Below are 20,254 nucleotides of genomic sequence, written 5' to 3'. Positions count from 1 at the left end.
ATGACCCAGCTATCCTTGCGCATGGCCGCCCTGCCCTTGATGCTGGCGCTGGGCGCCTGCGCCTTCGCGCCCAGCAGCAAGCCGCCCGCGGTCGCACAACCGGCGCAGTACGGCGTCGAAGCCACGCCCCCCGCGAGCGCCGCCGCCCAGGGCGTTGCGCAGCGCTTCGAGCAAGGCGCGCGGCCCGTGCCCGAATGGTGGAAGCGCTATGAATCAGAGGCGCTGAACGCGCTGGTGGCCGAAGGTCTCGCCAACAGCCCGGACCTTGCCGCCGCCGAACGCAACCTGGCCGGCGCGCGCGAACAGCTGCGCGGCCAGGTGAATTCATCGTTACTGCCTTCGGTGGACGCGGGCGCCGATGCCTCCCGCCGGCGCGCGCTGACCATGCCGAACCTGCCCGAACCGACGGCGCAGTACAACGTCTTCACCGGCCAGGTCCACGCCAAGTACGACCTGGACCTGTTCGGCGCGGCGCGTTTTGCCAACGCCTCGCTCGCGGCCCAGGTCGAGCAGCAGGCCTTTCAGCTGGAGTCGGCCCGCCGTTCGCTCGCCAGCAACATCGTCACAGGCGCCATCACTGCTGCGGCGCTGGCCGAACGCGTGGCGTTGACGGAGAAGCAGGTGGTGCTGGCGCGGCAGGTCGCGCGCGACACGCAGCGCCGCTACGAACTGGGCTCAGCCTCGCAGAACGACGCGCTGGACGCGGACCAGGACGCCGCCACGCTGGAAGCGTCGCTACCCGGCCTGCGCGCGCGCTGGCATGCGACGCGCCATGCGCTGGCGGTGCTGCTGGGCCGCAATCCGGACCAGGCTCCGCCCGATCTCGCCTTCAGCATGCTGGCCGTGCCGCAACAAGTGCCGGTGGTGGTGCCGTCCGAACTGCTGGCCGCGCGCCCGGACATCCTGTTCGCCGATGCGGTGGTGCAGGCCGCGGCGGCCGACGTGGGCTTGGCCACCGCGCAGCTGTTCCCCAGCCTGTCCTTGTCCGCGTCCATGGGCAAGAGCGGCTTCAATTGGCCCGCTGCGATGTCGGGCGCCGGCGCCGTCTGGGCCATCGGCGCTTCGCTCACGCAGCCTATCTTCCATGGCGGGGCGCTACTGGCCGAGCGCAGCGCGGCCAAGGAACGTTACGAAGCCGCGTTGCTGCAATACAAGCAGACCGTGCTGACCGCCTTCCGCGACGTGGCCGACACACTGTCGCGGCTGGACGCCGACGGGCAGGCGCTGGCCTCCGCCGAAGCGTCGCGCCGCGCCGCGGAGCAGTCCTACCGCAACACCGCCAGCCGCGTGCGGCTGGGCGCGCTGGCGCCATATACCGAGTACGCCGCCGAGCAGCACTACGTGGCGGCCCGCCTGCGCGAGATCGAATACGCCAATGCGCGCCTGACCGAAACGGCGGCGCTGTTCCAGGCCATGGGGTCGCCGGCCCGCGCCGCGCAGCAATAGGCGCATCCGGCCACATCCGGCCATGGCCGACGCGGACCAGCACGCAAGCCCTCGCGCTCACGGCGCGGGGGCTTGTTCCTTCATGCGCGTGGCCAGCGCCAGCGATTCGATGCGGCGGGCGGCCGACTGCAGCAAGGCCGTGGTCTTGTCCTGCGCGATAGTGTTGAGCCGAGCCGCAAGAAAGGTGACGGTCAGCGCGCCGAACACGCGCCGGTCTTCCTGGAACACCGGCACCGCGATGCCCGCCCGTTCTGGCGAGATCTCGCCCACTCCCAGATAAAAACCCTGCACCCGGATCCGGTCCAGCTTGCCGGTGAATTCGGCCTGAGTCGCCCCCAGGCCCAGGTCGCGGATCTCGTCCGCATGGGCCTCGTACAGGCGGCGCTGATCCTTGCGCGGCAGGAAAGCCACGATGGTCTTGGCCGTGGCGCCGCGGAACAGCGGATGGGCGCGGCCGCGGCCGTGCGGAATACCCAGTTCGTCGGGTCCGCGCTCGTGGTGGATGTTCAGGATGCGCAGGCCGTGGATCACGCTGAGCAATACGTCGCCGCCCACCTGATCCACCACCTCGCGCATGATCGGACGCGCCACGCCCAGCACCGGATCGCCGTCGATGATGAGGTGGTCCAGTTCGATAATGCGCGGCCCCAGCTTGTAGCCTTCGCCGGTCACGCGCAGCAGATAGCCCAGGTCCGTCAGGTCGCGGATGTAGCGGTAGCCCGTGGGCGCCGAATACGACAGGCGCGAAATGATCTCTTCCGCCGACAGCACCGGGGTTTCCAGGCTGAAGAGGTCAAGTATCGCTAGGGCTCGCTTCAGGGTGGACATGGCGGTCGTGGGACGGGGAACAACGCGGGATCGGGCGCAGCGTATCACAGGGATGCCCGCGGCGCGCCTGGGCCATAGGCGCTGACTACCAGACCCTGATTTCCCTCCAGGCGCAAACTATCGTTTTTCTATTTTTTATCATTTATAGATAAAAACTAATTGGATTAGATAATTTTTTATCGAATAATGATATTCAAGCAATGGGCAGATTGACGTCCAACACGCCACTGCACCTGCGGAAAACATCAGGGGAAAATCCATGAAGCAGTCTTGCGGCACCAAGGGCGGCATCAGCCGCCGGCATTTCCTGGGGGCTTCGGCCGCCACCTTGGCCAGCGCGGCGCTGGCGCGGCCCGGCCGCGCCTGGGCGGCCGGCTATCCGGCCGAACGCGCCATCCAGTTCATCGTGCCCTTCCCCGCTGGCGGCGGCACCGACCTGGTGGCGCGTCCGCTGGCCCAGGGCATCGGCGAAGCGCTCAAACAAAGCGTGGTCGTCATCAACAAGGGTGGCGCCGCAGGCAACATCGGTACCCAGCAGGCCGCGCGTTCGGCGCCGGACGGCTACACCATCGCGCTGGGCTCCACCGGTACGCACACGGTGAACCAGAGCCTGTACGAGAACATCGGCTATGACCCGGTCAAGGACTTCGAACCGGTGTCCATGGTCTGCTACTACAACAACGTGCTGGTGGTGCATCCGTCGTTTCCGGCGCGCACGCTGCAGGAGCTGGTCGCCATCATCAAGGCCAATCCGGGCAAGTACTTCTATGGCATCACGCAGAACGGCAGCTCTGCGCACCTGGCCATGGAACTGCTCAAGGCCACGGCCGGCCTGGACCTGCCCGGCGTGCCGTACAAGGGCGCGGCAGCCGCGGTCAACGACTTCCTGGGCGGACAGTTCCCGATCCTGATGGATGTGGTGATCAACCAGCAGCAGTTCATCCGCAGCGGCAAGTCGCGCCCGCTGGCCGTGACCTCGGCGCAGCGCGCGCAGGCGCTGCCCGACGTGCCGACCGTGGCGGAATCGGGCTTTCCCGGCTATCAGGCCATAGGCTGGAACGGCGTGTTCGCGCCCGCGGGCACGTCCGCCGCCATCATCCAGACGCTCAATGGCGCCGTGCAAAGCGCGCTCAAGCAGCCCGCCCTGGAGCAATTGACGCAGAACGGGCTGGAGCTGCACGGCAGCACCCCGCAAGAACTAAGCCGATTCGTCGCCACCGAAAGCGAAAAGTGGCGCACGCTGATCAAGAGCGCCAACATCAAGGCCACCTGATGCAACGCATACCCTATGGCGTCCCCGTGGACGCCCACTCCAATCCCTGGCTGGCGCTGGACCGCGAGCTGCGCGCGCAGGGCCTGCGCGCCGCGAGCGCCGCACCGGTGCGCGCGGTGGTCTGCGTCACCGTCCACGTCGACGGCCCCGCCGTCGAGGTCGGCCGCAAGCAGTTCCCGGCCGGTCCCCACACCGCGGGCCGCTATGCCATCCGCCGCGGCGTGGCGCGGCATCTGGAGATCCTGGCGCGCCACGGCATGCCGGCCACGTTCTTTGCCTGCGGCTATGACGTCGAGCACTATCCGGCGACCTTCCACGACATCCTGGACGCGGGCCACGAGATCGCCGCCCACGGCTATCTGCACGAAGCCTGGGACCTGGGCGATGACGAGCCCGCGCTGCTGGAAAAGACCCACCGCATCATCCAGCGCGAGCTGGGCGTAACGCCCGCGGGCTGGTGCTCGCCCTCGGGCCGCAAGAGCCATCGCACCCTGCCCGCGCTGCGGCGGCTGGGTTACTGCTACGACGCCAGCGAAAAGGACCAGGACCGTCCCTACCTGCCGGCGGACACGACGGACTTCATCATGCTGCCGAACAACACGGTCTCGCTGGACGACTATCCGTTCTACTTCTCGGGCCACAGCCTCGCCGCGGAAGCCTATGACAACTGGGTGCAGGAATTCGAGGCGCTGCGCGCAGCCGAAGGCTATGTGCACCTGACCGTACACCCCAAGGCCGCCGGCGGCTCCGGCACGCCGGCCCGCGCCGCGGCGCTGGACCGCTTCCTGGCCTATCTGGCCGCACAACCCGATGTGCACGTCATGACGCTGGAAGCGCTGGCGCGGCACTGCCTGGCCCGCCCCGACGCCTGGAGAAGCGCATGAGCGCCGACAAAACCGTACTGGTCACCATCAATGTGCAGGGCATCGGCCCCGAAGCCGCGACCCAGCCCGAAACCTCGCTGCACGGGCGCGACGCGCATGGCCGCTACACCTACGGCGGCGGCCTGGCGCGCGTGCTGGACATGCTGCGCCGCCAGGACATCCGCGCCACGCTGTTCTGGCCGGTATTCGAAGCCGAACGCTGCCGCGGCCTGCTGGAGCAGAGCCTGCGCGACGGCCACGAGGCCGCCTCGCACGGCAATGCCTACGAAGACCTGCCCGCGCTGGGCGAGCGCGAAGGCGAAGTGCTGGAACGGGCCCGCGACCGGCTGGCCGAACTGACCGGCTCCGCCCCGCAAGGCTTTCGCTATGCCAGCGCGTTTACCGCCAATACCGTGCCGCTGCTCCACCAGCTCGGCTATCGCTACGACAGCAGCGCCATCGACGACGACGCCCCCTACGCGCTGGACGCGGACGGCGGCCCCGGCATGGTGGAGCTGCCCTGGAGCGAAGGCCTGTGCGACGCCACCCATTTCAGCCGCCGCGTGACGCAGGACCGTGCCTATGCGCACTGGGTGGAGCAAGGCGATGCGCTGCTGGCGACCGATGGTTATGCCTGCCTGACCCTGCATCCGCGCGCCGACAACGGCGTCGGCCGCGCGGCCAGGTTGGTGAAAGTCGAGCAATTGCTGGAGCGCTTCCGCGCCGCAGGCGCCAGCTTCAAGACCTGCTCCGAGCTGGCCGCCTCCCCCCATACGCGCTGAACGCAAGACGCCCATGGCGTGCTTGCACTGGTAAACCCTGAGCAATATTGGCGCCAAAATAAGCTAACATTTTTTCGCCATCCAATTCCCACCCCCAGATTGCGGCGCGGCGCGCCGCCCAAGTCCATGACCCAGATCACCCAATTTCCCTTCGTATCGGTTTCGGGCGCGCCCGAGGCCCGCGGCCGCTCGTATGGCCAGCAAGCCGCCGACCGCGTGCGCAAGAGCGCCAAGATGTACGGCCAGACCCTGGTCGACCTGGGCTATGACGCCATGGCGCGCACCCAGCTGATCAATGGCTTCGCCCGCGAGATCGAGAACTTCGCGCCGCACTACCTGGAAGAAATGCGCGGCATCGCCGCGGGCGCCGACGTGCCTTTCGAAGACATCGTGATGGTGAACGCGCGCACCGAAGTCATCGCCAAGGCCCGCGCCGAGAAGAAGAAGGCCGCCGAATTGGAGCCGGGCGACGGCTGCACCGGCGCGCTGATCCTGCCGACCCGCTCGGCCAACGGCCGCCTGATCCATGGGCAGAACTGGGACTGGCGCGCGGAATGCGCCGAGACCGCCATCGTGCTGCGCGTGCGCAACGACAACGGCCCCGACATGCTGACCTTCGTCGAAGCGGGCGGACTGGCGCGCAGCGGCCTGAACAGCGCCGGCGTCTCGATCACCGCCAACTACCTGGAGTCCGACCGCGACTTCCGCCAGCTGGGCGTGCCGCTGTCGTTGATCCGCCGCAAGGTGCTGGAACAGGAACACTTCGCGCTGGCGATCAAGGCGGTGGCGACCACGCCCAAGTCCTGCTCGAACAACATCATGATCGGCATGGCGGCGGGCTTCGGCGTCGACTACGAATGCACCACCGATGAAGCCTTCCCCATCTACCCGGGCAGCGACGATCTCATCGTCCACGCCAACCACTGGGTCAGCGAAGTGGCCCTGAGCAAGCTGCGCGACACGGGCCGCGCCAGCACGCCGGAAAGCGCTTACCGCGACTGGCGCGTGCGCCGCCTGCTGAACGAGGAATCCAAGCTGACGCGCGAAGACTTGAAGCGCGCGCTGTTCGATGACTTCGGCGCGCCCTATTCCGTGTGCCGTCCGCCGCGCCCCGGCAGCCACGACAATCTGTCGGCCACGGTGGCGATGGTGATCATGGAGCCCGAGGCCGGCCTGATGGAAGTGGCGCCGCTGCCGGCGCTGAACCGCAGTTTCACCCGCTACAGCCTGACCGCCGAACCCGAACTGCTGGCTGCCGCCTGAAGCGGCGCGCCCGCGCAACCCCAGGAAAACGTATCGATGAAAAACCATTTGTTGAGAGCCGCGGTTGCGCTGGCGCTGGGCTCCATGGCCGGCGCGGCCTGGGCGCAATCCGCCCCGCCGCTGCGCATTTCGTTCACGGCCGATATCCGCTCCACCGAACCCGGCGTGAACCGCGACAGCAACAGCGATGCGGTGGTGCTGCACATCGTCGAGGGCCTGGTGGCCTACGGCGAGGACGCCGAGGTGCGGCCGCTGCTGGCCAAGTCGGTGGATATCAGCCCGGACGGCAAGACCTATACCTTCAAGCTGCGCGAAGGCATCAAGTTCCACAACGGCAAGCCGATGACGTCGGCCGACGTGCTGTGGACCTGGCAGCATTACACCGCGGCCAATTCGGGCTGGCGTTGCGCCAGCGAGTTCGACGGGCGCGGCACGGTCAAGGTGACGGGCGTGGAAGCGCCGGACGCGCAGACCGTGGTCTACCACATCGAAAAGCCCAGCAGCCTGTTCCTGGCGACGCTGGCGCGCGCCGACTGCGGCGGCACTGGCATCCTGTCCAAGGATTCGGTGCGGGCGGACGGTTCCTGGGACAAGCCCATCGGCACCGGGCCGTTCGAATTGGCGGAATGGAAGCGCGGCGAGTACGTGCGGCTGACGAAGTTCGCGGGCTATTCGAACCTGGACGGCAAGCGTGACGGTTATACGGGATCGAAACGGCCGCTGGTGGACGAGGTGCGCTTCCTGATCGTGCCGGACGATTCCACCGCCAAGGCGGCCCTGCAGCGCGGCAACATCGACATCATCGAGGACGTGTCCAATAGCGACGTGCCGGTGCTGCAAGGCACGCCGAACGTCAAGGTGGCGCATGCGCCGGTGATGAGCATGACGGCATTGCTGATGCAGACCAAGGATCCGGTGCTGGCCAATCCGAAGATGCGGCAGGCGCTGGCGCACGCGATCGATTACCAGCAACTGGCGGCGGCGGTGACGGAAGGCCTGGCTCAGCCCAACAATTCGATCGTGCCGCTGGTGTCGCCCTACTATGACGCGGCGCAGAAGCAGGGCTGGAACTACGATCCGGCGCTGGCGCAGAAGCTGCTGGGCGAAGCGGGCTACAAGGGGCAGGATCTGACGATCCTGACGACCAAGCGCTATCCGCAGTCGTACAACTCGGCGGTGATCATCCAGGCGATGCTGCAGGCGGTGGGGATCAAGGCGCAGTTGTCGGTGGTGGAATGGGCGACGCAGCTGGACCGCTATAACGCGGGCACTTACCAGATGATGACGTTCCCCTATTCGGCGCGGCTGGATGCGGCGCTGAACTACGAGATGGTGACGGGGGACAAGGCGAAGCAGCCGCGCAAGGTCTGGGACAATCCGCAGGCGCTGAAGCTGATCGAGGCGGCGTCGTCGGATACGGATCATGCGAAGCGGCAGGCTTCGTTTGATCAGCTGCATAGGCTGTTCCTGGCGGATGTGCCTAGTATTCCTTTGTATAACGGGTTGGATATTGGGGCTTATCGGGCGGATATCAGGGGGTATCAGCCTTGGGCGGTCAAGAAGCCGCGGGCTTGGGAGGTGGAGCGGGTTTCGGCGCCTTGATGTTGGTTTTGTTGTCTTTGTTGGTGCCTTCGTTGTCTTCGTAGGTCGCCCGGCGGCGCGGGCCCTGAGGCTGCTCGCGCCCACGATTGCGGTCCGGAGCGTTCGCTCCGGACTGCCCCGTCGTCATCGTCGTCACCGCCTGCGGCGGCTCCTTCCGATTCCCTCGGGCGCATCGAGGTTGCTCGCAGCCTCAGGGCCCGCGCCGCCGGGCTACGAGTTTCTTGGTTCGCTGCGCGGTTAGACCCGTGGGTAGTGGCGAGGTTTGCGGGGCCCGCCGCTTGCGGCCGCGCAGGCGGCCGCAAGCAGCTTACGTGGTGGTGGGGCGTCGGGGCGGTGTGCGCTGGCGCGCTGGCGCGCTGGCGTGGGTCTTGTTTTTTCTCTACTCGCAGTTTCCTCTCCCCGCAGTTTTCCCTCCGCTTTTTTCTTCTTCTCCCCGTCTCACTCCTCTCAGATTGGCTGGCAGCATCAGTCCGGCCTATTAGGGATACTACTGGTATCTCTTTGGGATACCAGTGGGGTACCTTCTCGTCCATTGCGCCGGACGGCAACTCGGAGTCTCTGCCGTCCGCGCCTTTTTCTTACGCTGCAATACACATGAACGCTACGCAACGCACCTATCAAACCCTGCTGGACCAGATCGTTTCGCGCCGGATTCCGGCGGGGGAAGTGTTGGAGGAACGCCGACTGGCGGATGAGCTGGAGGTGTCGCGCACGCCTTTGCGCGCGGCCATGAACCGGTTGTTGGGTGAAGGGATGCTGGAGCGGCTGTCCAACGGGTCCATCGTGGTGCGCTCGTTTGGCGTGACGGACCTGCTGGAGCTGCTGCAGATCCGCAGCCTGCTGGAGAGCGAAGCCGCGGCGATGGCGACCGGGCGGATTCCGGCGGAGCCGTTGGAAGGGCTGCGGGCGCGGCTGCAGGCTTTGCTGGATGCGAAGACGCCGGACGAGAAGTCGGATTGGGAGGTCGACAACGCGCTGCACGATCTGGTGGCGGCGTATTGCGGCAACCGGAATCTGGCGACGATGATCACGGCGACGCGGCGGCAGGTGCGGATGTGCGATGTGGAGCGGCTGCCGCAGCGGCAGGTGCAGGCGCGGGAAGAACATCTGGCGATTGTGGAAGCGCTGCTGTCGGGGGAATCGACCCGGGCGCGTCAGGCGATGGCGGCGCATCTGGAGAACGTGCGGCGCAGCTACGTGAATTCGCTGGGGTATCTGAGCCATGGCGCGTGACATGGATGTCTCCCCGCTCGTGATCCGCCCGCGGCCGCTCACGCCGGAGGCCTTCGCGCCTTATGGCGAAGTGATCGCGCACCAGGGCGCGGAGCGCCGTCACCATCTGACCGAGCCCATGCGGCACAGCCCCGAAGTTGTGCGGCACGCCAGCTGGGTCAGCCGGGTGCAGGCGGCGCCGCCCGGGCCGGTGGAGATCCGGCTGATGGAGCGCCACCGCTATGCGGCGCAGAGTTTCGTGCCGCTGACGGACTCGCCCTATCTGGTGGTGGTGGCGCCTACCGGGGCCGACGACCTGCCCGACATGGCGCGGCTGGAAGCGTTTCTCGCAACCGGCAGCCAGGGCGTGTGCTACCGCGTGGGCGCCTGGCATCACGGCCTGACCGTGCTGCGGGGGCCGGCGGAGTTCCTGGTCCTGATGGGCCAGACCGGCCGCGGCGATGACGACGAGTTCTGGCAGGCGCCGGCTCCGCACGCCCTGGTTTCGATTTCCGATTGACTCTATCCCGATGGCTAGCCCGCTATGACTACCGATCATCCCCACTTGCGCCGCGATTTCGTCGGCTACGGCGCCAACCCGCCCGATCCCCGTTGGCCGGGCGGCGCGCGCCTGGCGTTGAATCTCTGCATCAACTACGAGGAAGGCGGCGAGCCTTCGGTGCCGGACGGCGACGCTGAATCCGAAACCGGACTGACCGAGGGCGGCGCGGGCGGCTTCGCCGGGCGCGACCTGGCGGCCGAGTCGATGTTCGAGTATGGCAGCCGGATCGGCTTCTGGCGCGTGCACCGGCTGCTGCAGGAGCGCGGCATGGCGGCCACGATACTGGGCTGCGGCCTGGCGCTGGAACGCAATCCGGAAGTCTGCGAGGCCATCAAGGCGGCGGGCTATGACGTGTGCGCGCACGGCTGGCGCTGGGAACGGCACCAGAACCTGACGCTGGAAGAGGAACGCGAGCGCATCCGCCGCACCGTGGAATCGATCACCCGCACGGTGGGCTCGCGGCCGCTGGGCTGGTATTGCCGCTACGGCCCCAGCCTGAACACCCGCGCCCTGCTGGCCGAGGAAGGCGGTTTTCTCTACGACTCCGACACCTACAACGACGAGCTGCCCTACTGGACCGAAGTTGCCGGCAAGCCTCATCTGCTGGTGCCCTACGGCCTGGCCAACAACGACGCCAAGTTCATCCGCGGCGGCATGGCCACGGGGCAGGACCTGTTCGAGTACCTGCGCGACGCGTTCGACATGCTGTACGAGGAAGGCGCCACGGCTCCCAAGATGATGTCCGTGGGGCTGCATCTGCGCCTGGTCGGCCAGCCGGGCCGCGCGGCGGGCCTGGCGCGCTTCCTGGACCACGTGGCGGCGCACGGCGACGTCTGGGTCTGCCGGCGCGCCGACATCGCGCGCCACTGGCATGCGCACCATCCGGCCGCCCAGGGCGCCGCGCGCTGATTCATTTTCTGCATCGCCCACGTTTTCTCATCAGGAGAGCAGCATGTCGAAGTACCAGAAAATCAATCGCCGCGGCCTGCTGGCCACGGCCCTGGCCGGGTTGCTGGCGCTGGGCCTGAGCCCGGCGGCGCAAGCCAAGGCCTATCCCAGCAAACCGATCCGCATCGTCGTGCCCTTCCCGCCCGGCGGCGCGGCCGACACCCTGGCGCGTGCTCTGTCGCAGCAGTTGAACGACACGCTGGGCAAGCAGGTCATCGTGGAAAACCGCGCCGGCGCGGGCGGCACCATCGGCACCAATGCGGTGGCGCGAGCGGAGCCCGACGGCTACACGCTGCTGCTGGGCAACGTGTCCACGCTGGCCATCGCGCCCAGCCTGTATCCGAACCTGAACTACGACCCGGTCAAGGACTTCACGCCGATCACGCTGGTGGGCAAGAGCCCGCTGGTATTCGCGGTCAATCCGGGCCTGCAGGCGAAGAACCTGCCCGAGCTGATCGCCCTGGCGAACAAGGATCCGGGCAAGCTGACCTTCGGCTCTTCCGGCGCGGGCAGCATCACCCACCTGACCGGTGAAGTGCTGAACCTGGCCACGGGCGGGAAACTGGTGCACGTGCCCTACAAGGGCAGCGCGCCCGTGCTGCTGGCGGTGGCCTCGGGCGAGTTGAGCATGGGCGTGACGCAGGTGGTGGAAATGCTGCCGCAGTACAAGGGCGGCCGGGTCGGCGCCGCGGCGGTGACGGGTATCGAGAAGTCGCCCGCCCTGCCCGAAGTCACGACCGCCGCATCGCAAGGCGTGAAGGGACTGGAAGCCACCACTTGGTACAGCCTGATGGCGCCCGCAGGCGTGCCGGCGGAAGTGGTGCAGCGCCTGCAGCCGGCGCTGGAGAAGGTGCTGACCAACGCCGAGCTGCGCAAGCGTTTTGCCGACGAGGGCCTGATCCTGGCGCCGTCCACGCAGGCCGAGCTGAGTGCGTTCCTGGGCAATGAAGTGCGCGATTGGGCCGCGGTGATCAAGCAGGCGGGCGTGAAGCTCGACTAGCGATTCAGGCCGGGCCGCACTCGCGGCCCGGCGCCGTCAAGCGTCTTACTTGCCGTCGCGGACCTTGGTTTCCCAGGCCCGCGGCTTGCCTTCCCAGACCGAGAATCCTTCCACGCGCTTGCTGGATGCCCATGCATCCGCGCCGTTGTACAGCATCAGCATGGGGGTCTGTTCCAGCATCAGGGCGTGCAGCTGGTCGAACAGCGCCTGGCGCCTGGCCGGATCGGATTCGAGAAAGCTCTCATCGATCAGCTTCTGCGCCGCCGGATCATCCCAGACCTTGCGCGGCTGCTTGGCCTTGTCGCCCGAAAATTGCTCGAAGCTCAGCGACGGATCCAGGCGCGAAGAGAACGAGAACGAGCTGATCTGGTACTTGCCGGTGTTGTAGCGGTCCAACTGCGTGGCCCATTCCAGCACCTCGATCTTGGCGTTGATGCCCACCGCCTGCATCATGGCCTGGGCGATCACCGCGACTTGATAGCTCGGTACGTGGGCGCGCTTGTTGGCGTAGATGACCACGGGTTCGCCCTTGTAGCCGGCTTCCTTCAGCAATTGCTGCGCCCGGGCCGGATCGTATTTGTAGCCGCGCTTTTCCGCGTCCTTGTAATAAGCCGACCCCGCGTAGACGGCGGAATTGTTCAGCTGGCCCAGGCCTTCGGAGGCGGCGGCCACGACCTGCGGAATATCCAGCGAGGCGGCGATGGCCTGGCGGATCTTCACATTCTTCAGGACCGGATCCTCGGTCTGGAACAGCAGCACGTGCTTGACCGCGTCATGCGGGCTGAACACCGTCAGGTTCTTGGCGTTCTTCAGTTCGCCCACGTCGGTGTTGGTGATCTGCGCGGCGTCGATCGCGCCCGACAGCAGGCCTGCCTTCGAAGTGGAAGGATCCGGCACCACCAGAAACTTGACCTCGTCGGCCAGCGGACGCTTGGACCCCACGTAGCCGTCCGGTTTGTCGCCGGCGGGCGAGACGTAGTCCTTGTAGGCCGTCAGCAAGGTGTATTCGCCGCGCTTCCAGTCCTTGAACATGTAGGGGCCGGTGCCCACCGGCTTGATCCAGGAACCGTCGGCCGCGACCGAATCCTTGGAGATGATGGCGGTCATGCCGCAATCGGTGCGGGCCAGCGAATCCAGGAACACGGCCGACTTGCGGTCCACCTTCATCACCACGGTCTGCGCGTCGGGCGCGGACACGTCCGTCACTTTCAGGCCGTTGCGGCCGTCGAAGTCGCTGCGGCAGCGCCAGTCCGTCTTGGGATCCATGTAGCGCTGCCAGCTCCAGATCACGTCGGCCGAGGTCAGCGCGGCGCCGTTGTGAAACTTGACGCCGTCGCGCAGCTTGAAGGTGTAGGTCAGGCCGTCTTCCGACAGGTCCACCGACTTCGCCAGCAGAGGACCCACAGTGCCGTTCTCGCGGTAGCCGACCAGACCTTCCACGATGTTGAGCACCACGCCGTCGGTGGTGTTGTCGCGGTTGACGCCGGGGTTGGTCGAGCGGATGTCGGCGGGCTGGGCGATGGTCAGCAGCGCGGCCTGGGCCGAACCGGCGGCGGCCAGCGCCAGGCTGAGCGCGAGCGCTCTAGGTACGAAAACGTGGTGCATGCAAAAACTCCCCGGCGTGCGGCGCAAAATTCACGCATATATTGGCGCCAAAATTAGCTGCCCATTATGAGCGGAATGCGCCGCTCCGCTATCGGGGGTATCCCTGAAGACGCCGCCGGAATGAAAAACGGCGGCCTTCTTTCCGAAGGCCGCCGCATGCGTGCAGCGCGGGACACGCTGGCAGCGTCAGGAGATGTCCTGCCCCACGTGCTGGGCAATGATTTTTTGCAGACGCTTGACGTCGCGGGCTTCCAGCGCGTCCACCATGTCGAAATGCTCGCGCGCGGAGATCTCGATGCGCGAACGCGTCACCCATTCCTTGGCTGGCGCCGCCGGGCCGCGGGCGCGCGTTTCGTGGATCAGCGCGACCAGTTCGCGATTGCGGCACATGTCGTACATGCCCGCGTGGAAAGCCAGGTTGACCTCGTACTGTTCCAGCAGCGTGCCGTCCTGCAACAGCTTGGCGAAGCGTTCGGCCAGGGTGCGCAGTGCCTTGACTTTGCCCGCGGTGACGTTGGGCATCAGGTCCGCCGCCGCGCCCGTTTCCAGCAGGATGCGGATGTCGCGGATCTGCAGATGCTGGTCCGGATCCATGGCATAGACGTGATAGCCCCGGTTCGGGATGTGCGCGATCAGCCGCTTGGCGGCCAATTGGTCTAGCGCCCGCCGGACGTCCAGACGCTTGGCGTCGTAGCGTTCCTGCAGGTCGATCTGTTTCAGCCAGGCGCCGGGACCGTAAACGCCCGCCTGTATATCGTGGGCGATGCGATCAACCAGGCCGGGTTGCGCCGTTGCCGCTTTCGGCATGGACCACTCCCGTCTATCAAATCCGAAGCGCGTATTTTATGCGTAAGTATCCCTGGGGGACGGCGCCGACGCCCCCTGGGATACCCGGCCCTCAGGCGCTGGCCCGCAACGGCTCCTGTTGGTCCAGCCGCCAGCGCAGGCGCACGCCGCCGGTATCGGTGGATTCCAGCGCCGGAATCGCCGACAGCAGGCTGCGGGTGTATTCCTCTTGCGGCTGGTCGAACACGGCGTCGCGCGAGCCCTGCTCGACGATGCCGCCGTCACGCATCACCACCACGCGGTCGGCCACCTGCTCCACCACGCCCAGGTCGTGGCTGATGAACAGGCAGGAAAAGCCGTGGCGTTCCTGCAGGTCGGCAAACAGGTCCAGCACCTGCGCGCGCACGGTCACGTCCAGCGCGGACACCGGCTCATCGGCGATGACGAAGGCCGGACGGCGCACGATGGCGCGGGCGATCGCCACGCGCTGACGCTGCCCGCCCGACATCTCGTGCGGATAGCGCTTGGCGTACTCGGAGCCCAGGCCCACTTCGGCCAGCACTTCGTCCACCCGGCGTCGCTTTTCCGCCGCGGGCATGTCGTCCAGCATGCGCAGGCCCTCGCCCACCAGTTGGCCGATGGTCATGCGCGGGTCCAGCGAGGAATACGGATCCTGGAACACCATCTGGCAGTTCAGCCGGTAGTCGCGCCAGGACGCCGACCGGCGGTTCACCGGTTGGCCACGGAACAGGATCTGGCCCGAAGTGGGCGCCAGCAGTCCGGCAATGGCCCGGCCCAGCGTGGTCTTGCCTGAACCCGAGCCGCCCACCACCGCCACCACTTCGCGCGGCTTGACATGCAGGTCGATGCCGTTGAGCGCGCGCTTGGCGCCGGTGCGCGAGAACAGCCGCTGGTGGCCGGCGTAATCGACCACCAGATTCTTGACCTCGACAATGGGCGGCTCCTTGCCCAGTTGGCGCGCCGGCAGCCGGCGCGGCATGGCGTCCAGCAGCTTGCGCGTGTAGGGATGCTGCGGCCGCTCCAGGATGCTGGCGGTGGCGCCGGTCTCCAGCACCTTGCCATGCTGCATCACCACCATGCGCTCGGTGTAGCGCGCGACCATTGGCAGGTCGTGGCTGATCATCAGCACCGCCGTATGGTGTTCGCGGGTCAGGTCCACCATCAGTTCCAGCACGTCGCGCTGCACCACCGCGTCCAGCGCGGTGGTGGGCTCGTCGGCGATCAGCAGCGCTGGCTCCAGCAGCATCACCGATGCCAGCATCATGCGCTGGCGCATGCCGCCGGAGAACTCGTGCGGCCAGGCTTCCATCGCTCCCTTGGGATCGCGGATGCCGACCCGTCGCAGCATTTCCAGGATGCGTTCGCGGCGCGCGGCGGCGGACAGGTCCTTGCGATGCAGGCGCAGGCCCTCATCCAGCTGGCGGCCAATTGGCATGGACGGATTCAGCGAGGTCATCGGCTCCTGGAACACCATGCCGATGCGCGCGCCGCGCAGCTTGCGCAGCGCAGCCGGCGACGCCTGCGTCACGTCCACGCCTTCGAACTTGATGGAGCCGCCAGCCACCACCAACGGCGACGGCGTCAGGCCCATGATGGCGCGCGCGGCCTGCGTCTTGCCGCTGCCGGATTCGCCGACGATGCCGACCATCTCGCCGGGCGCCACCTCGAAGGACACTCCGCTGACGATCTCGCGCCCGCCGGGGCCGACGGTCAGCGACAGATTCGATACCGATACCAATGCGCTCATTACACGCCCCTCATGCGGGGATCGAGGCGGTCACGCACCGCGTCGCCCAGCAGATTGATTCCCAGCAGCGCGAGCGCGATGGCCAGGCCGGGAAGTATGGATAGATAGGAAGCCTGCGCCATGAACGGTCGGGCAGCGGCCAGCATGTTGCCCCAGGTGGGCGCGGGAGGCGGTACGCCCAGGCCCAGGAAGGACAGCGCGCTTTCCGCCAGGATCACCCAGCCGAACATGGAGGTCGCCAGCACCGTCAGCGGCGCCACGCAATTGGGCAGCACATGGCGGAACATGGTGTAGAGCTCGGAGTTGCCCAGCACGCGCGAGGATTCGATGAACTCCTTCTCGCGCAGCGACAGCACCGTGCCGCGCACGATGCGCGTCACCGAGGGCGTGTAGGCCAGGCCCAGCGCCAGGATGATGCCGTATTTGTTGGCGCCCACCACGGCCAGCAGGCCCAGCGCCAGCAGCAGGCCGGGAAAGGCCAGCAAGGCATTGTTGAAGGCCATGATGATGCGGTCGGTCCAGCCCCGCACAAAGCCGGTCAGGGTGCCGATGATCGTGCCCGCGACGATGGCGAAGCTTACCGTCAGCAGGCTGATCCAGACGCTGCTGGAAGCCCCCGCCAGCAGGCGCGACAGCTCGTCGCGGCCGAATTCGTCCGTGCCCAGCAGGAACTCGCCGCCAGGCGGCTTCAGGCGCGCCACGAAGTTGATCTTGAGCGGGTCATGCGGCGTCCAGAAGGCGCCCATGACGGCCGCCACCAGCATCAGCGCCACGATGACGCCGCCCAGTAGCGCGTTGGCTGCAATTCGCTTTTTCATTCGGCGGTCACTCTCGGGTCAAAGAGGGGATAGCAAAGGTCGATGAACAGGTTCACGATCACGTAGACCACGCCCACGAACAGCAGACAGCCCTGGATCACGGGGTAGTCGCGGGCGAAGATGGAGTCCACCAGCAGGCGCCCCAGGCCGGGGATGGTGAATACCGTTTCCACCACCGCGATGCCGCCCAGCAGGTTGCCCAGCACCAGGCCGATCAGCGTCCAGGTGGGTCCGAAGGCATTGCGGAACGCGTGGCGCATCAGCACCGCGGATTCCGACAGCCCCTTGGCGCGCGCATGGGTGATGTAGTCCAGCCGCAGCACTTCCAGCGTGCTGGCCCGCGCCATGCGCATCAGCACGCCGATCTCATGCAGGAACAGCGTCAGGATGGGCATGGCCAGGTACAGCAGGCCGGCCTTCCAGTCCTCGCCGATGGACACGTAGCCCACCACTGGCAGCCACTGCAGCTTGAGGCCGAAGAAGATCAGCAGCAGCAAACCCAGCCAGAAGGTCGGAATCGACACCAGCAACGTCGCCGTGCCGACCAGGAACAGGTCAGGCGCCTTGTTCTGCTTCCAGGCGGCGATCATGCCGGCCGGCACCGCCACCAGCGCGGCAAACAGCACCGCCACCACCACCACGCGGCCGCTGATCAGGAAGCGGTCCCACACCAGCGGCAGCACCGGCTGGCCGGTATTGATGGACGACCCCAGGTCCCCGTGCAGCATGTTGCCGAACCAGATGCCGAACTGGGTAAGCCAGGTCTGGTCCAGCCCCAGCCGCTCCCGCAGGTCGGCCAGCGCGGCTGGCGTCGCCAGGTCGCCCAGCAGCAGTTGGGCGGGGTCGCCCGGGATGAGCCGGATCATCACGAATACCGCCACCGCCACGATCAGCAGCGTCGGTATGGCCATGACGATCCGGGATAGCGCAAAACGCAGCATGCCCCTCTCCTATTCCTGGTCACGGACCCGCGGATGCCCGCAAGCGCCGCGTCCGCCGGTCTCAGTTGTCTTCATGTCGCAGCTTGCGCAGGGCGGAGGCCAGGAAGTCCTGCACCTGGCCCACACACTTCAAGCCGTCGTGCGGCACGTTTTCCACCACGTCCAGCACCGCGTTCACGCCTTGCGCTTCGAACGAACGGCGCAGCGACTCCAGGCGCTCCGGGCGGGTATTGCCGGCCGAGTTGGCGCCGGGCATGAAGAACTTTCCGCCTTCGCGGTGAGTGATTTCCCAGGTTTCCAGGTCGGCCTTGCCCACGATCATGTGGACCGCCACCTGCTTGAGCGCTTCGATGTCGATGCGCTTGCCGAAACGGGTCTCGGCATCGCGCACGCCCACCCACCAATCCTGGCTGGGATCCAGCAGCGTGACCGAGCCCGGCGCGCCGATCGACACTGCCCACAGGCTTTCCGGGTGCAGGTAGGCGAATCGATTCACGAACTGGCCGCCGCCCGAATAGCCGAACAGGCCGAACTTCTTGAAGTCGCAGCCGAACTTCTCGCCCACTTCCGCCACCATGTCCAGCAGGATCTCGTCGTAGCGGATGTTGCCTTCGCGCAATTGCTTGAAGCCGTCGCGATTGCCGTCGCCCAGCGGGCTCACGGGGAACAGCGGGCACAGCACGATGCAGTCGTTCCAGCGGGCGAACTCGGCGAACGCGTCGCGGTATTCCACGAAGGCGCGGCCGGTGCCGTGCATGATCACCACCAGTTGCATCGGATGCCTGGCGCTGTCGATGTGCGGCGGGACATAGGTGCAATAGGAAAAGCGCGGATCGGAGCGGGCGGCGAAGACGGTGCTGTGGCCCAGGTCGTACATGGCCCGCGCGCGGGCGGCGTCGGGCTGGATGGCAAGTGCTGCGTTGGACTGCATGATTTCCTCGTTTCCATGGCCGCAGAGGCCGATGGTCTGTGCCGGTGGTCAAAATAATGATCACATAAATTGGCGCCAATTTTAGGCGCACGTATTCCGGCCCAACAAGGCAGGGGATTCCCTAGGAACGTAAAAAGGGAGCGCCGCGGCGCTCCCCTGGATGGCTCGGGGCGCGTCCCGCCGGGCGGGACGACGCCTGCCCGCTTCAACCTTTCTTGAACAACCGCTTGGCGAGGCTGACCGCCCCCAGCACCACGGCTCCGGCCACGATGCCGAACAAGGCGTTGAGCAAGGTGGCCGTAAGCGCCTGCACCACCCCGCCCCCGCCGACCGCGGCGGCGGCCTGATCGACCGCGGCCTGCACCGGCGGGATGCCGTGAGTCAGGATGGCGCCGCCCACCATGAACATGGCGGCGGTGCCAACCACCGACAGCGTCTTCATCAGATAGGGCGCCGCGCCCACGATGCGCCGGCCCAGCCAGGCCATGGCCTGGGACGACTTCTGGCTGAGGTAGAGGCCCAGGTCGTCGAGCTTGACGATGCCGGCCACCAGGCCGTAGACCCCGACCGTCATCGCGATGGCGATGACCGACAGCACCAGCACCTGACGGGTGAAGTCCGCATCCGCCACCGCCCCCAGGCTGATGACGATGATTTCCGCCGACAGGATGAAGTCCGTGCGTATTGCGCCTTTGATCTTGTCGCGCTCGAACGCCACCATATCGACCGAGTCGTCCTGCAGGGCTTCGGCCCGCGCGGCGTGATTGCCTTCGTCCGAATCGCCGTGCGGCAGGAACTTGTGCGCCAGCTTTTCCACGCCTTCGTAGCAGAGAAAGGCCCCGCCCACCATCAGCAGGGGCGTCACGGCCCAGGGCGCGAAGGCGCTGATCAGCAGCGCCGCCGGCACCAGGATCAGCTTGTTGATGAAGGAGCCCTTGGCCACCGCCCAGACGACCGGCAGTTCCCGGTTGACCGGCACGCCCGTGACCTGCTGGGCGTTCAATGCCAGGTCGTCGCCCAGCACCCCGGCCGTCTTCTTGGCCGCGACCTTGGTCATCACGGACACGTCGTCCAGGATGGTCGCGATATCGTCGAACAGTGCAAAGAAGCTGCTTCCAGCCATCAAGAATCCCCTGTGCCTCGAAAGGATTTTCGAGTGTACAGGCGGCAGCCGCCCGCCAAGCGTAACCAGCCTGGCCGTTTTCACTTCTTTTCTGTCCGTAATGCCAATGGCGCCGCCGGCCATCCCGGCCTACCCTGGCGCCAGAACCCGACACTCGCCCCAGGAGGCCACATGCTTGCCTTGCGACCCAGCTGCGAACACTGCGATGCGGCGCTGCCGCCAGACTCCACCGCCGCCCGGATATGCAGCTTTGAATGCACCTTCTGCGCTGCCTGCGCCGAAGGATTGCTGGGCAATGTCTGCCCCAATTGCGGCGGCGGCTTCGCGTCCCGGCCCGTGCGCCCGGCCAGCGACCGCAAAGGCGGGAATTTCCTGGGCAAGTACCCAGCCAGCGCCGAGCGCAAGCACCGCCCGGTCGATCTGGCCGCGCACGAGGCCCTGCGGCGCAGCCTGGACGGCATTCCGCCGGAACGCCGCTAGCTGTTGCGGCGCCCGGACGCGGA

The 20,254-nt window shown here is 66.9% G+C and carries 19 protein-coding genes; 11 read left to right on the top strand and 8 right to left on the bottom strand.

Annotation, left to right across the window (positions count from 1 at the left end):
- The gene (locus HV793_RS21645) at positions 1 to 1,446 is read left to right on the top strand and encodes an efflux transporter outer membrane subunit (protein WP_175213924.1); all 1,446 of its coding nucleotides are present in this window, start codon (positions 1 to 3) and stop codon (positions 1,444 to 1,446) included.
- Between the two features lie 57 nt (positions 1,447 to 1,503).
- Here the strand turns inward: HV793_RS21645 and HV793_RS21640 are convergent, their stop codons facing one another.
- Positions 1,504 to 2,274, bottom strand: a complete 771-nt coding sequence (locus tag HV793_RS21640) for an IclR family transcriptional regulator (protein ID WP_082400661.1) — start codon at positions 2,272 to 2,274, stop codon at positions 1,504 to 1,506.
- 259 nt (positions 2,275 to 2,533) lie between these two features.
- Between HV793_RS21640 and HV793_RS21635 the strand changes: the two genes are divergently transcribed.
- From HV793_RS21635 to HV793_RS21595, 9 genes are all read left to right on the top strand, one after another.
- Positions 2,534 to 3,547: a Bug family tripartite tricarboxylate transporter substrate binding protein gene (locus HV793_RS21635; RefSeq protein ID WP_175213923.1), complete on the top strand. Its 1,014-nt coding sequence runs from the start codon at positions 2,534 to 2,536 to the stop codon at positions 3,545 to 3,547.
- Positions 3,547 to 4,431 (top strand): polysaccharide deacetylase family protein, encoded by an 885-nt coding sequence (locus HV793_RS21630; protein ID WP_175213922.1) that lies wholly within the window; start codon positions 3,547 to 3,549, stop codon positions 4,429 to 4,431. The genes HV793_RS21635 and HV793_RS21630 overlap by 1 nt, the downstream gene beginning before the upstream one ends.
- A complete protein-coding gene (locus HV793_RS21625; protein WP_125473042.1) occupies positions 4,428 to 5,192 on the top strand; it encodes a polysaccharide deacetylase family protein in 765 nt (254 codons plus the stop codon). The genes HV793_RS21630 and HV793_RS21625 overlap by 4 nt, the downstream gene beginning before the upstream one ends.
- A 126-nt stretch (positions 5,193 to 5,318) precedes the next feature.
- On the top strand, positions 5,319 to 6,455 hold the full coding sequence (locus tag HV793_RS21620) for a C45 family autoproteolytic acyltransferase/hydrolase (RefSeq protein ID WP_054451307.1): 1,137 nt from the start codon (positions 5,319 to 5,321) through the stop codon (positions 6,453 to 6,455).
- Positions 6,456 to 6,491: 36 nt separating this feature from the next.
- Positions 6,492 to 8,057: an ABC transporter substrate-binding protein gene (locus HV793_RS21615; protein ID WP_175213921.1), complete on the top strand. Its 1,566-nt coding sequence runs from the start codon at positions 6,492 to 6,494 to the stop codon at positions 8,055 to 8,057.
- A 594-nt stretch (positions 8,058 to 8,651) separates the two neighbouring features.
- Positions 8,652 to 9,290 (top strand): GntR family transcriptional regulator, encoded by a 639-nt coding sequence (locus HV793_RS21610; protein ID WP_054450430.1) that lies wholly within the window; start codon positions 8,652 to 8,654, stop codon positions 9,288 to 9,290.
- A gap of 1 nt (position 9,291) precedes the next feature.
- Positions 9,292 to 9,789, top strand: coding sequence for an ureidoglycolate lyase (locus HV793_RS21605; RefSeq protein WP_225588993.1), 498 nt, complete (start codon positions 9,292 to 9,294; stop codon positions 9,787 to 9,789).
- Positions 9,790 to 9,813: 24 nt separating this feature from the next.
- Positions 9,814 to 10,740, top strand: a complete 927-nt coding sequence (locus tag HV793_RS21600; RefSeq protein WP_125473040.1) for an allantoinase PuuE — start codon at positions 9,814 to 9,816, stop codon at positions 10,738 to 10,740.
- Positions 10,741 to 10,783: 43 nt separating this feature from the next.
- Positions 10,784 to 11,779 (top strand): Bug family tripartite tricarboxylate transporter substrate binding protein, encoded by a 996-nt coding sequence (locus HV793_RS21595; RefSeq protein WP_175213920.1) that lies wholly within the window; start codon positions 10,784 to 10,786, stop codon positions 11,777 to 11,779.
- Between the two features lie 45 nt (positions 11,780 to 11,824).
- On the opposite strand, the gene HV793_RS21590 is transcribed toward HV793_RS21595, so the two are convergent.
- The 7 genes from HV793_RS21590 to HV793_RS21560 form a co-directional block, all read right to left on the bottom strand.
- The gene (locus tag HV793_RS21590) at positions 11,825 to 13,384 is read right to left on the bottom strand and encodes an ABC transporter substrate-binding protein (protein ID WP_082400659.1); all 1,560 of its coding nucleotides are present in this window, start codon (positions 13,382 to 13,384) and stop codon (positions 11,825 to 11,827) included.
- A 186-nt stretch (positions 13,385 to 13,570) separates the two neighbouring features.
- Complete coding sequence (locus HV793_RS21585) at positions 13,571 to 14,191, bottom strand: GntR family transcriptional regulator (RefSeq protein WP_054450425.1); 621 nt, start codon at positions 14,189 to 14,191, stop codon at positions 13,571 to 13,573.
- A 91-nt stretch (positions 14,192 to 14,282) separates the two neighbouring features.
- Positions 14,283 to 15,938 carry an ABC transporter ATP-binding protein gene (locus HV793_RS21580; RefSeq protein ID WP_175181212.1) on the bottom strand — a complete coding sequence of 552 codons (1,656 nt, stop codon included), beginning with the start codon at positions 15,936 to 15,938 and terminating at the stop codon, positions 14,283 to 14,285.
- A complete protein-coding gene (locus tag HV793_RS21575) occupies positions 15,938 to 16,756 on the bottom strand; it encodes an ABC transporter permease (RefSeq protein ID WP_054450421.1) in 819 nt (272 codons plus the stop codon). The genes HV793_RS21580 and HV793_RS21575 overlap by 1 nt, the downstream gene beginning before the upstream one ends.
- Positions 16,753 to 17,697 (bottom strand): ABC transporter permease, encoded by a 945-nt coding sequence (locus HV793_RS21570; protein ID WP_054450419.1) that lies wholly within the window; start codon positions 17,695 to 17,697, stop codon positions 16,753 to 16,755. Before HV793_RS21570 ends, HV793_RS21575 begins: the two co-directional genes overlap by 4 nt.
- A 61-nt stretch (positions 17,698 to 17,758) precedes the next feature.
- Positions 17,759 to 18,628 carry an alpha/beta hydrolase family protein gene (locus HV793_RS21565; RefSeq protein ID WP_054450417.1) on the bottom strand — a complete coding sequence of 290 codons (870 nt, stop codon included), beginning with the start codon at positions 18,626 to 18,628 and terminating at the stop codon, positions 17,759 to 17,761.
- A 205-nt stretch (positions 18,629 to 18,833) separates the two neighbouring features.
- Positions 18,834 to 19,751 (bottom strand): DUF808 domain-containing protein, encoded by a 918-nt coding sequence (locus tag HV793_RS21560; protein ID WP_175159617.1) that lies wholly within the window; start codon positions 19,749 to 19,751, stop codon positions 18,834 to 18,836.
- Positions 19,752 to 19,922: 171 nt separating this feature from the next.
- Between HV793_RS21560 and HV793_RS21555 the strand changes: the two genes are divergently transcribed.
- Entirely contained in the window at positions 19,923 to 20,231 is a 309-nt protein-coding gene (locus tag HV793_RS21555) for a DUF1272 domain-containing protein (protein ID WP_119449037.1), read from the top strand.
- Positions 20,232 to 20,254 lie beyond the last annotated feature (23 nt).

This window comes from Achromobacter aegrifaciens (assembly GCF_902859965.1).
Classification (GTDB): Bacteria; Pseudomonadota; Gammaproteobacteria; order Burkholderiales; family Burkholderiaceae_B; genus Achromobacter; species Achromobacter aegrifaciens.
This window is presented reverse-complemented; position numbering and strand designations above follow the sequence as displayed.